This window comes from Burkholderia sp. AU16482 (assembly GCF_002223285.1).
Lineage (GTDB): Bacteria > Pseudomonadota > Gammaproteobacteria > Burkholderiales > Burkholderiaceae > Burkholderia > Burkholderia semiarida.
The window spans coordinates 868,853-881,366 of record NZ_NKEY01000004.1; the positions used below are offsets into that span (position 1 = coordinate 868,853).

Here is a 12,514-nt window from a genome sequence, read left to right on the forward strand (position 1 = left end):
GACCGCATACGGAATCACGGAGGAAAACATGACTTACCGCAACGAATCTGCCTGGATCCAGCCGGCCGCGCCGAGCGCCGCGGCCGCCGCGCCGCGCGCGACGCAGGCACGCACGACCGCCGAATACCGCGCGCTCGACGCCGCGCACCACATCCACCCGTTCTCGGACATGGGCGCGCTCAACCGTGCCGGCAGCCGCGTGATCGTGAAGGCCGACGGCGTCTACCTGTGGGACTCGGACGGCAACAAGATCATCGACGGGATGGCCGGCCTCTGGTGCGTGAACGTCGGCTACGGCCGCAAGGAACTCGCCGACGCCGCGTATCGCCAGATCCAGGAACTGCCGTTCTACAACACGTTCTTCAAGACCACGCATCCGCCGATCATCGAGCTTTCCGCGATGCTCGCGGAAGTGACACCGGCCGGCTTCAACCACTTCTTCTATTGCAACAGCGGCTCGGAAGGCAACGACACCGTGCTGCGCCTCGTGCACCAATATTGGCGCGTGCAGGGCAAGCCGCAGAAGAAATACGTGATCTCGCGCAGGAACGGCTATCACGGCTCGACGATCGCGGGCGGCACGCTCGGCGGGATGGGCTACATGCACGAGCAGATGCCGTCGAAGGTCGAGCACATCGTGCATATCGACCAGCCGTATTTCTTCGGCGAAGCGCAAGCCGGCGAGACGCCCGAAGCGTTCGGCCTCGCGCGCGCGCGGCAGCTCGAAGCGAAGATTCTCGAACTCGGCGCGGACAACGTCGCGGCGTTCATCGGCGAGCCGTTCCAGGGCGCGGGCGGCGTGATCTTCCCGCCGTCGACGTACTGGCCGGAAATCCAGCGGATCTGCCGCAAGTACGACATCCTGCTGGTGGCCGACGAGGTGATCGGCGGGTTCGGGCGCACCGGCGAATGGTTCGCGCATCAGCACTTCGGCTTCGAGCCGGACCTGATCACGATGGCGAAGGGCCTGACGTCGGGCTACGTACCGATGGGCGCGGTGGGCATCCACGAGCGCGTCGCGCGCCCGATCATCGACAACGGCGAATTCAACCACGGCCTCACGTATTCGGGCCACCCGGTGGCGGCGGCCGTCGCGGTCGCGAACCTGAAGCTGCTGCGCGACGAAGGGATCGTCGAGCGCGTGAAGACCGACACGGGCCCCTACTTCCAGGCGCTGATGCGCGAAACCTTCGCACGTCATCCGATCGTCGGCGAAGTGCACGGCCACGGGATGGTCACGAGCCTGCAACTGGCCGAAGCGCCGGCCGAACGCCGCCGCTTCGCGAACGGCGGCGACGTCGGCACGATCTGCCGCGACTTCTGCTTCAACGGCAACCTGATCATGCGCGCGACCGGCGACCGGATGCTGCTGTCGCCGCCGCTCGTGATCTCGCGCCAGGAAATCGACGAGCTCGTGTCGAAGGCGAAGAAGGCCGTCGACGCCACCGCCCAGCAACTGGGTATTTCGTAACGGTTTTGCCTACAGGCGTGCGGCGGGCGCCGCACGCCGCCATCATCCAGGGGAATTCCACCATGCGTGCCTGCTTACTTCGCCAAGCCTGTTCCATCGCGGCCCTTGCCGCAGTGGCCGCGTTCACGTCGGTCGCCAGCCCGTCGGCCCATGCCGAGGACCTGAACGTCTACAACTGGTCCGACTACATCGCGCCGGACACGATCCCGAACTTCCAGAAGCAGACGGGTATCCACGTCAAGTACGACAACTACGACAGCGACGACACGCTTCAGGCGAAGCTGCTGGCCGGCAGCTCGGGCTACGACATCGTCGTGCCGACGTCGAACTACATGGCCAAGCAGATCCAGGCCGGCGTGTACCAGAAGCTCGACAAGTCGAAGATCCCGAACCTCGCGAATCTCGACCCGCTGCTGATGAAGATGATCGCCGACGCCGACCCCGGCAACCAGTACGGCGTGCCCTGGGCGTACGGCACGGACGGCATCGGCTACAACGCTCAGGCGGTGAAGAAGGCGCTCGGCGACAAGGCGCCGGTCGACAGCTGGGCGCTGGTGTTCGACCCGGCCAACATGGAAAAGCTGAAGAGCTGCGGCGTGTCGTTCCTCGACCAGGCCGTGGACGTGTTCGCCGCCACGCTGCAGTACATGGGCAAGGATCCGAACAGCAAGAACCCGGCCGATTACCAGGCTGCGTTCGAGGTCCTGAAGAAAGTCCGCCCGTACATCACCCAGTTCAATTCGTCCGGCTACATCAACGACCTCGCGAACAACGACGTGTGCGTCGTGCTCGGCTGGTCGGGCGACGTCGGCATCGCGCACCGCCGCTCGGCCGAGGCGAAGCGCTCGTACGACATCAAGTTCGCGAACCCGAAGGAAGGCGGCCTGCTGTGGTTCGACGTGATGGTGGTCCCGAAGGATGCGCCGCACCCCGAAGCCGCGATGAAGTGGATCAACTACGTTTCCGACCCGAAGGTCAACGCGGCGATCACCAACACGGTGTTCTACCCGACCGCGAACAAGGCCGCACACCCGTTCGTCACGCCGGCCGTCGCGCAGGACCCGACCGTCTACCCGCCCGAAGACGTGCTGAAGAAGATGGTGCTGATGAAGCCGATGCCGGCCGACATCCTGCGCCTCGAGAACCGTCTGTGGGCGCAGTTGAAGACGGGCCACTGACCGCCATGCATCGCGGCGGCGCAGGCATCGCGGTACGCCTGCGCGCCTGAGATCCGCGGACGTCCGTCCGCCCGCGCGCCCCGCGCGCTGTTCCATCCGGCACGAGCCGTTGCTCGCGAGTCGCGTTGCGCGCCTCGCGCGGGGACGCTCACGCCTGCAATCCGTGAAGAACGAATGGTGACTCCCATGCAATCGATACCCTCTTCCGCTGCCGCACGCCAGACCCAACCGGCCGCCGCGCCCCGTACGCAGAACGATGCATTCGTGCGCATCGAAAACGTCGTGAAGAAATTCGGCGACAGCACGGCCGTCGACAACGTGAACCTGACGATCGCGAAGAACGAGCTGTTCGCGCTGCTCGGCAGCTCGGGCTGCGGCAAGTCCACGCTGCTGCGCATGCTCGCCGGGCTGGAAACGGCCACCTCGGGCAAGATCTTCGTCGACGGCGAGGATCTCGCGTCGCTGCCGCCGTACCGCCGCCCGGTCAACATGATGTTCCAGTCGTACGCGCTGTTCCCGCACATGACGGTCGAGTCGAACGTCGCGTTCGGCCTGAAGCAGGAAGGCACGCCGAAGAACGAGATCAGGGAGCGCGTGGCCGATGCGCTCGCGCTCGTGCAGATGAGCAAGTACGCGAAGCGCAAGCCGCATCAGCTGTCGGGCGGCCAGCAGCAGCGCGTCGCGCTCGCGCGTTCGCTGGTCAAGCGCCCGAAGCTGCTGCTGCTCGACGAGCCGATGTCCGCGCTCGACAAGAAGATCCGCCAGAAGACCCAGCTCGAACTCGTGAACATCATCGAGAAGGTCGACGTGACCTGCGTGATGGTCACGCACGATCAGGAAGAAGCGATGACGATGGCGAGCCGCCTCGCGGTGATGAGCGAAGGCAAGATCGTGCAGATCGGCTCGCCCGGCGAGGTCTACGAATACCCGAACAGCCGCTTCTCGGCCGAATTCATCGGCTCGACGAACCTGTTCGAAGGGCGCGTGGTCGAGGACGAGCCCGATCACATCTTCGTCGAGAGCGACGACCTCGAAACCCGCATGTACGTGAGCCACGGCGTGACCGGCCCGCTCGGGATGCCGGTCGGCATCTCGGTGCGTCCGGAGCGCATTCACGTGTCGCGCGAGAAGCCGGGCTCGAAGCACAACTGGGCGCGCGGCGTCGTCACCGACATCGCGTACATGGGCAGCTATTCGCTGTATCACGTGCGCCTGCCGAGCGGCAAGACGGTGGTGTCGAACCTGTCGAGCTCGCACCTGATGAACGACGGCGCGCCGGCGTGGAACGACGACGTGTTCGTGTCGTGGTCGCCGGCCAGCGGCGTCGTGCTGACGCAGTGAGGACGCCGCGATGAGAACCTCCGCTTCCACGCCTTCCGCGCCGGTGTCGACCGGCGCCGCGCGCACCGGCGCGGGCCGCGCCCGCCCGGGCCGCTTCGCCGCGCTGTCGCGCTTGCTTCCGTCGGGCCGCACCGTCGCGATCGGCGTGCCGTTCCTGTGGCTGGCCGTGTTCTTCGCGCTGCCGTTCGTGCTGGTGCTGAAGATCAGCTTCGCCGACCAGGTGATGGGCATCCCGCCGTACACGTCGCTCGTCGAGATCAAGGACGGCGTCGTGCACTTCGCGCTGCAACTGTCGCACTACGCGTTCCTGCTGCAGGACGACCTGTACATCGCGACCTACCTCAGCTCGCTGAAGATGGCCGCCGTGTCGACGGTGCTGTGCCTGCTGATCGGTTACCCGATGGCGTACTACATCGCGCGCTCGGAGCCGAACCGCCGCAACGTGCTGATGATGGCCGTGATGCTGCCGTTCTGGACGTCGTTCCTGATCCGCGTGTACGCATGGATCGGCATCCTGAAGGACGACGGCCTGCTGAACCACACGCTGATCGCGCTCGGCATCATCCACACGCCGCTGCGGCTCTATCACACCGATGCGGGCGTCTACATCGGGATGGTCTATTCGTACCTGCCGTTCATGGTGATGCCGCTCTACGCGCACCTCGTGAAGATGGACCTGACGCTGCTCGAGGCCGCGTACGACCTCGGTGCGAAGCCGTGGGTCGCGTTCACGCGCATCACGCTGCCGCTGTCGAAGAACGGGATCATCGCCGGCAGCCTGCTGGTGTTCATCCCGGCGGTGGGCGAGTACGTGATCCCGGAGCTGCTCGGCGGCGCCGACACGCTGATGATCGGCCGCGTGATGTGGGATGAATTCTTCAACAACATGGACTGGCCGATGGCGTCCGCGGTGACGGTCGCGATGGTGCTGCTGTTACTGGTGCCGATGGCGCTGTTCCAGTACTACCAGGTCAAGGAACTGGGAGACGCGAAATGATCAAGCCGAACAAACCGCTGTCGACGGGCGTGCTCGCCTTCGGCTTCCTGTTCCTGTACATCCCGATCATCAGCCTCGTCGTGTACTCGTTCAACGAATCGAAGCTGGTGACGGTGTGGTCGGGCTTCTCGCTGAAATGGTACGCGGCGCTGCTGGACGACGACGAGCTGCTCAACTCCGCGTGGCTGTCGCTGAAGATCGGTCTCCTGACGGCCACCGCGTCGGTCGTGATCGGCACGTGGGCGGGCTTCGTGCTCGCGCGCTTCGGCCGTTTCAAGGGCTTCACGCTGTACACGGGGATGATCAACGCGCCGCTGGTGATTCCGGAGGTGATCCAGGGAATCTCGCTGCTGTTGCTGTTCGTCGCGCTCGAGCAGATGTTCGGCTGGCCGAAGGGGCGCGGGATGGTGACGATCTGGATCGGCCACGTGATGTTGTGCGTGTCGTACGTGGCGATCATCGTGCAGTCGCGCGTGAAGGAGATGAACAAGTCGCTCGAGGAGGCCGCGCTGGATCTCGGCGCGACGCCGCTGAAGGTGTTCTTCGTGGTGACGCTGCCGCTGATCTCGCAAGCGCTGCTGTCGGGGTGGCTGCTGTCGTTCACGCTGTCGATCGACGATCTGGTGCTGTCGGCGTTCCTGTCCGGGCCCGGCTCGACGACGCTGCCGCTGGTGGTGTTCTCGCGCGTGCGGCTGGGCTTGAACCCCGAGATGAATGCGCTGGCGACGCTGTTCATCACGGCCGTGACGATCGGCGTGATCGTCGTGAACCGGATGATGATCGCGCGCGAGCGGCGCCGGATGGCCGACTTGAAGGCGGCGTTCGCGGCGGCCTGACGGCCCGCCGCCCGCTTCGACGATAACAAGCACTGCAGACAAGCAACACGCGCTGCCCCAGGGGGGGCGCGCGATTCGATCCCGATTTGACAGGCGCACGACTAGGAGAATCCGCAATGAAGAAGAAACTGATCTGCCTGCTGGTGGCCGGCGCGTTGCCGGGCGTCGCGCTGGCCGGTTCGACATCCGCCGAAATCAAGGCGCTGCAGGCGCAGGTCGCGGCGCTGCAGAAACAGATGAAGGCAATGCAGGCGCAGCTCGCCGCGAAGCCGGGCGGCGCGGCGGCCGTCGCGGCGTCCGGCGCGAGCGGCGGCATGGCCGGCGGCGGCAGCGCCGTCGCGGTCGCGGCCGATCCGGGCTCGCCGGATTACGGCCGCGCGCGCGCCATGCTGACCAACGACGAGGTCAGCGAAATGAAGCAGCAGATCGCGAACCAGCAGTTGAAGGTCGACTCGCTGACCGACGCGGCCAACACCGGCCCGCTCGCCGGCCTGTCGGTCACCGGCTACATCGATCCGACCTACGTCTACAACCGCGCGGCCGGCACGTCGTCGTTCCTGTTCGCGAACCACGAGAACGCGTACAACTATTTCAACAGCACGTTCGGCGATCTCTACCTCGACATCAAGAAGACGTTCGGCGTCGGCCCGATGGCGCCGTCGGCCGAGATCACGCTGATGCCGAACCGCGGCAACGGCATCACGCTGCTGCAGAACTCGCGCGGCTCGATCACCGACAACCTGCTGAACACGGCGGTCGTCAACGTGCCGATCACCGCGTCGACCACGCTGGTGGCCGGCCTGATCCCGAGCTTCGGCGGCTACGAGGTGCAGCAGTCGAACCAGATGCTCACGCTCACGCACAACCTGCTGTACGATTTCTCCGATCCGGGCAGCTACGTCGGTGTCGGCGCGAACTACACGAAGGGCGCCTGGGCGTGGAAGTTCTTCCTCGGCAACGAGCAGTACCGCACGTACGGTTCGGTCACGCAGACGGGCACCAACGCGCTCGGCGATCCGATCACCACCAGCAACAAGGTGCCGACCTTCACCGCGCGCGCGGACTACACGTGGTCGAGCGCGCTCGACATCGGCGGCTCGTTCAACATCGGGCGGCAGACGCTGGCGAGCGCGATCGACGATCAGGGCAACGTCCACTACGGCCCGGGCGGCGCGGCGCCGAGCGGCTACGGTTCGTTCTTCTTCGGCGAACTCGACGCGACCTACACGCTCGCCGACGTCCAGTACAACGCCGAAGTCGACTACGGCCGGCAGCAGCATGCGGCGTTCAACGGCGGGCTCGCGCAGTGGTACGGGCTGTCGCTGCTCGCGCACCGCAAGTTCAACGCGCCGGTGGTCGGCCGCATGGGCGTGACGCTGCGCTACGACCTGCTCGCGAACTCGAAGAACGGCGGCGGCGGCGGCGGCATCGCGCTGAACGGCAACGGGATGGACCCGAGCAACGGCTTCGGCGTCGACGCGGACTGCCTCGCGATGTCGAAGGCCGGCGGCGGCCTGGGCTTCGAGTGCAAGGGCGCGGTGCGCCAGGACGTCGCGCTCGACCTGCTGTTCTATCCGACCCAGCAGATCACCGTGAAGGTCGAATACCGGCACGACTGGGCGAACAACAAGGTGTTCCTGCGCAACGACGGATCGTACGGCAAGTCCAACGACCTGCTCGCGACGCAGTTCATCTATTCGTTCTGATGCGGCACGCGCGGGGCGCCGTGCCGCACGCACGGCGTCCCGCGCCGTTTTTTGGGTGGCCGCGCGCAGCGCGCGGCCTTGTCGAGGGAGTCGGTTTCATGACGCAGTCTTTCACCCGCCGCGCCGATGCGCTCGCGCGCGACTCGTACTACGAAGCAACCGCCGCGCGGCCCGCGGCGGACGATCCGACGCTCGAAGCGGCGATCGACGTCGACGTGTGCGTGATCGGCGCCGGCTTCGCGGGCCTGTCGACGGCGCTCGACTGTCGCGCGCGCGGGCTGTCCGTCGCCGTGATCGATGCGCACCGGCCCGGCTGGGGCGCATCGGGCCGCAACGGCGGCCAGGCGATCACGGGCTTCGCGAAAGACGAAGCGATCGAGCGGCAGCTCGGCGCCGACGGCGCACGCGCCGCGTGGTCGCTGTCGCTCGACGGCGTCGCGCTGATCGCCGAGCGCATCGCGCGCTACGGAATCGACTGCGACTTCACGCGCGGCTACCTGACGGTCGCGACGAAGCCGCGCCGCATCGACGACCTGCGTGCGTGGATGAACGCCGCGACGTCGCGCTGGGGCCATCCGTCGCTCGCGTGGCTCGATACCGGTGAGATCCAGGCGCGCATTGCATCGACGCGCTATCTGGCCGGCGTGCACGATCCGCTGTCGGGCCATCTGCATCCGCTCAAGTACTGCCTCGGGCTCGCCGATGCCGCGCGCCGCGAGGGCGTCGCGCTGTATGCGCACACGCCCGCGCTCGACGTCGTGCGCGGCGCGCGGCCCGTCGTGCGCACGCCGTCGGGCGAGGTGCGCTGCCGCTTCGTCGTGTCGTGCTGCAACGCGGGCCCCGGCGGCGTGCTGCCGGCGGCGACCGCCGCGCGCATCGCGCCGATCGCGTCGTACATCATCGCGACCGAGCCGCTCGGCCGCGCGCGCGCCGACGCGCTGATCGCCCGACGCGAAGCCGTGTGCGACAACAATTTCTTCCTCGACTACTTCCGCCTGTCGGCCGACCACCGGATGCTGTTCGGCGGCCGCGCGAATTCGGCCGGCGCATCGCCCGCCGCGCTCGCCGAAGCGATCCGGCAGCGCATGGTCGGCGTGTTCCCGCAGCTCGGCGGCGTGCGCGTCGAGCACGCGTGGGGCGGCTTCGTCGACGTCACGCGCAACCGCGCGCCGGATTTCGGCGCGATCGATCCGAACTTCTTCTACGTCCAGGGCTTCAGCGGGCACGGCGTCGCGCTCTCCGGCATCGCCGGGCGCGCGGTCGCGGGTGCGATCGCGGGCGACACGCGCGCGTTCGACCTGTTCGCGCGCCTGCGTCACCGGCGCTTTCCCGGCGGCGACGCATGGCGGCAGCCCGCGCTCGAGCTCGGCATGCTGTACCACCGCGTACGCGAGCTGTTCTGAGCCCTTTCACTCCGCGCTTCCTATCATGCAGACATTCGCCAACCAGCCGCACGTCGCGTCGTACTACGCGGCGACCGCCAACGATACGACCCGCCACGCGCCGCTCGCCGGCACGACCGACGCCGACGTGTGCGTGATCGGCGCGGGCCTCACGGGCCTGTCCGCCGCGCTCAACCTCGCCGAGCGCGGCCATTCGGTGACCGTGCTCGAAGCGTCGCGGGTCGGATGGGCGGCGAGCGGCCGCAACGGCGGCCAGTTGATCGGCGGCTTCGCGTGCGACATCGACACGTTCGCGCGATTCATGCCGGAAGGCGACGTGAAGCGCATCTGGGACATGGGGCTCGAAACGCTGTCGCTCGTGAAGTCGCGCATCGCGCGGCACGGCATCGACTGCGCGCTGATGCCCGGCTACCTGACCGCGGCCAACACCGAGCGCGACGCCGATGCGCTGAAGCGGTGGCGCGACGAAGCCGCGAAGCGCTTCGGCTACGACCGCTTCCACTTCGTCGAAGCCGACGCGCTCGGCGACTACGTGCAGTCCGAACGCTATCGCGGCGGCCTGTACGACCCGGACAGCGGCCACCTCCATCCGCTGAACTACACGCTCGGCCTCGCGCGGGCGGCAACCGAAGCCGGCGTGCGCATTCACGAGGACAGCTGCGTGACGCGCGTGCGCGACGTGTCCGGCGGCCACGTCGTCGAGACGAGCGGCGGCAACGTGCGTGCGCGCTTCGTCGTGCTCGCGTGCAATACGTACGTCGGCACGCTCGCGCCCGCGCTGGCGAGGAAGATCATGCCGGTCGGCACCTACGTGATCGCGACCGAGCCGCTCGGCCAGGCGCGCGCCGACGCGCTGATGCCCGCGCGCGCGGCGATCTGCGACAGCCGCTTCGTGCTCGACTATTTCCGGCCGGCGCCGGACACGCGGCTCGTGTGGGGCGGCAAGGTCAGCTATTCGACGCGCGAGCCGCGCGATCTCGCCGCGGCGATGCGCGCGGACATGCTGAAGACGTTCCCGCAGCTCGCGGACGTGAAGGTCGATTATGCGTGGGGCGGCTTCGTCGACATCACGATGAACCGTGCGCCGCATTTCGGCCGCATCACGCCGACGACGTACTTCGCGCAGGGGTTTTCAGGGCACGGCGTGAACACGACCGCGCTTGCGGGCAAGCTGATCGCCGAAGCGATCGACGGACAGGCGAGCCGCTTCGACCTGTTCGACAAGATCCGGCATCGCGACTTCCCCGGCGGCGAGGCGCTGCGCACGCCGGCACTGGTGCTCGCGATGAGCTGGTACCGGCTGCTGGATGCGTTCGGCGTGCATTGAGCGTGATTGCGCGGCACTGCATTGCGATACGGCCGTGAGCGCGAAAACGCGGCAAACACACCGCGCGCGCACATGGTGCAGCCGTTCGGCTGGATTGCATGCTGTCGGCACGGCGGGCGCATGAAGCGCCCGCGCGCCCTGCGCCGCTCAGTCCGTGCCGTACTTCGGCGAATGCGGACCGTACAGCAGCCCGTTCGGCGGACCGGCCGACAGCAGTCGCGTGCTGGTGTACGCCGCAACGTCGTGGCTCTGGTCCATCAGCGTGTTCGCGATCTGCTTGACCGCGGCCACCACGAGCATGCCGATCAGGCTGCCGCCGCCGTTGTTGTTGCCTTCGTCGCTGCTCGCGCTCGCGCGGCCCTGCCACAGCACGTCGCCGGTACGCAGGTCGACGAGCTTCGCCGATGCCGACACGACCGTCGCGCTCGCGAGAACCCGGTAGACGGTGCCGTACTGCGACACCTTCGAATACAGCGCGGCGTCCGCGCCGAAGATCTCGCGCAGCTTCGCGGGCGATGTCTCCTGGATCTCGGCCGGGTTGGTCAGGCCGTTCTGCTTGAACGTCTCGTCCATCACGGCGACCGGCACGACGTAATAGCCGGACTCGGCGAGCGGCAGCGTCATTTGCGACAGCAGCCCGTAGGTCGCGCCCACGTCGGACGTCTCGTTGAGCGGCGGCAGCACGAGGATCGAGCGCGGCTGGCTCTTCTTGAACGCCGTGTAGTCGGGCCGTTTCACCGGTTGCGCGCACGCGCTCAGCAGCGCGACGAGCGACAGCACGGACAGCAGCTTGAATGAGAGTGTCTTGAACATGGCGGGTGCGTCGCTCACTGTTTGGCGGTGGTCGGATCGGCGTTCTTCTGGCCGGCGACCGTCTGGTCGACCGCCTTCTGGCCGGCCGCCTTCGGGTCAGCGGCCTTCGGCGCACCGGTTTTCTTCTTCAGCAGGAAATCCATGTAGGTCGCGGACTCCGGAAACAGCTGTTTCTCGGCCTGCAGTTCCTGTTCGGCCTGCTGCTCGCTGCCGATGCTCGCGTACAGCATCCCCAGATGCGCGTGGAAGCCCGGCGGCGGCGTATGGCCCTTGCCGCGAATCTCCTGCAGCGCTTTTTCGAGCGCGTCGATCTGCTCCTGCGGCGACTTCTGCCCCTTGAAGTATTCGTACACTTGCGGCTGATAGCCGGTCCACTGATAGAGCGGCGGCGTGGAGCTCGCGCAGCCGGCGAGCAGCAAGGCGGCGGCCGTCGCCGGCAGCCAGTTACCCCGTTTCATGGTCTTTTCTCTTGTGATGTCGTGTTGAATCGGTCGAGCGCGGCGCCGGCCCCGGCGCCCGCTGCGGCGGGTTGCGACGCTTACTGCGCGACCTTCAATGCGCCGGCGTCGACCTGCTCCGCCAGATGGTTCACGGCTTCCTGGATCGCGAGATCCAGCACCTTGCCGTTGAGCGTCGAGTCGTAGCCGGCCGTGCCGCCGAAGCCGATCACCTCGCGGTTCGACAGGCTGAACTCGCCCGCGCCCTGGCTCGATGCGACGACTTCCGACGTGGTCGTGTCGACGATGTTCAGGTTGACCTTCGCGTACGCGACCTGCGTCTTGCCGCGGCCGAGAATGCCGAACAGCTGATGATCGCCGACGTCCTTGCGGCCGAACTCGGTCACGTCGCCGGTGACGACGTAGTTCGCTCCCTTCACGGCCTGCGCCTTCTTCATGAAGCCCGCTTCCTGCTTGATCTCGTCGAGGTTCTCGCGATCGAGCACGTTGAAGCGGCGGCTCTGCTGCAGGCGCGTGACGAGGATCGTCTTCGCCTGTCCGCCGAGGCGGTCGATGCCGTCGGAGAAGATGCCGCGCATGTAGCTCGAACGGTTGTCGAACTTGCCGACGGCAATCGCGACGGGCTTGCCCGCGTACGGCTTCTGCGCGCTGCTGACGGCCGGCACGTCGAGCGTGCGCGACGATTCGGTCGCGCAGCCGGACAGCGCCGCGACGACCGCGGCCGCCACGAGGACGGTGCGTCGTGTCTGAATGTTCACTGCTGGTCTCCTTGCGTGGAAAGATGGCCCGGAACGGGCATGCCGGCTCACAGGCTGACTGAAGAGCCGGCGGTTGATGCGGTGATCGAAACGGCCTGGGCGTGCTTCGGCGCGCGCGACTTCATCGCCCGGACGGCGACGGAGAGGGCGGCATGCGAAGAGAAAATGCGCGCAACGGATCGGTCGCGGCAAGATGCGAACGCGCGGCGCATGAATCGGCGCTCCC

11 protein-coding genes are annotated in these 12,514 nt (G+C 67.2%); 8 read left to right on the forward strand and 3 right to left on the reverse strand.

What is annotated here, in order from left to right; all coding sequences use genetic code 11:
- Positions 1-28 precede the first annotated feature (28 nt).
- The 8 genes from CFB35_RS15750 to CFB35_RS15785 all read left to right on the forward strand — a co-directional run bounded on the left by CFB35_RS15750 (position 29) and on the right by CFB35_RS15785 (position 10,259).
- Positions 29-1,471 (forward strand): aspartate aminotransferase family protein, encoded by a 1,443-nt coding sequence (locus CFB35_RS15750; protein ID WP_089465215.1) that lies wholly within the window; start codon positions 29-31, stop codon positions 1,469-1,471.
- A 62-nt stretch (positions 1,472-1,533) separates the two neighbouring features.
- The gene (locus CFB35_RS15755) at positions 1,534-2,649 is read left to right on the forward strand and encodes a polyamine ABC transporter substrate-binding protein (protein WP_089465216.1); all 1,116 of its coding nucleotides are present in this window, start codon (positions 1,534-1,536) and stop codon (positions 2,647-2,649) included.
- Between the two features lie 186 nt (positions 2,650-2,835).
- Positions 2,836-3,990, forward strand: coding sequence for an ABC transporter ATP-binding protein (locus CFB35_RS15760; RefSeq protein ID WP_012329376.1), 1,155 nt, complete (start codon positions 2,836-2,838; stop codon positions 3,988-3,990).
- 10 nt (positions 3,991-4,000) lie between these two features.
- A complete protein-coding gene (locus tag CFB35_RS15765) occupies positions 4,001-4,987 on the forward strand; it encodes an ABC transporter permease subunit (RefSeq protein ID WP_089465217.1) in 987 nt (328 codons plus the stop codon).
- A complete protein-coding gene (locus CFB35_RS15770; RefSeq protein ID WP_059583866.1) occupies positions 4,984-5,823 on the forward strand; it encodes an ABC transporter permease subunit in 840 nt (279 codons plus the stop codon). The genes CFB35_RS15765 and CFB35_RS15770 overlap by 4 nt, the downstream gene beginning before the upstream one ends.
- Positions 5,824-5,939: 116 nt before the next feature.
- The gene (locus tag CFB35_RS15775; protein WP_089465218.1) at positions 5,940-7,529 is read left to right on the forward strand and encodes a DUF3138 family protein; all 1,590 of its coding nucleotides are present in this window, start codon (positions 5,940-5,942) and stop codon (positions 7,527-7,529) included.
- Between the two features lie 98 nt (positions 7,530-7,627).
- The gene (locus tag CFB35_RS15780; RefSeq protein ID WP_089465301.1) at positions 7,628-8,932 is read left to right on the forward strand and encodes an FAD-binding oxidoreductase; all 1,305 of its coding nucleotides are present in this window, start codon (positions 7,628-7,630) and stop codon (positions 8,930-8,932) included.
- A 25-nt stretch (positions 8,933-8,957) separates the two neighbouring features.
- On the forward strand, positions 8,958-10,259 hold the full coding sequence (locus tag CFB35_RS15785) for an FAD-binding oxidoreductase (RefSeq protein ID WP_059583870.1): 1,302 nt from the start codon (positions 8,958-8,960) through the stop codon (positions 10,257-10,259).
- A gap of 147 nt (positions 10,260-10,406) precedes the next feature.
- On the opposite strand, the gene CFB35_RS15790 is transcribed toward CFB35_RS15785, so the two are convergent.
- The 3 genes from CFB35_RS15790 to CFB35_RS15800 all read right to left on the reverse strand — a co-directional run bounded on the left by CFB35_RS15790 (position 10,407) and on the right by CFB35_RS15800 (position 12,282).
- Entirely contained in the window at positions 10,407-11,072 is a 666-nt protein-coding gene (locus tag CFB35_RS15790; RefSeq protein ID WP_059583871.1) for a DUF799 domain-containing protein, read from the reverse strand.
- A gap of 14 nt (positions 11,073-11,086) precedes the next feature.
- Positions 11,087-11,530: a DUF4810 domain-containing protein gene (locus tag CFB35_RS15795; RefSeq protein WP_059583873.1), complete on the reverse strand. Its 444-nt coding sequence runs from the start codon at positions 11,528-11,530 to the stop codon at positions 11,087-11,089.
- Positions 11,531-11,610: 80 nt separating this feature from the next.
- Complete coding sequence (locus tag CFB35_RS15800; protein ID WP_185716591.1) at positions 11,611-12,282, reverse strand: CsgG/HfaB family protein; 672 nt, start codon at positions 12,280-12,282, stop codon at positions 11,611-11,613.
- Positions 12,283-12,514: the final 232 nt, after the last annotated feature.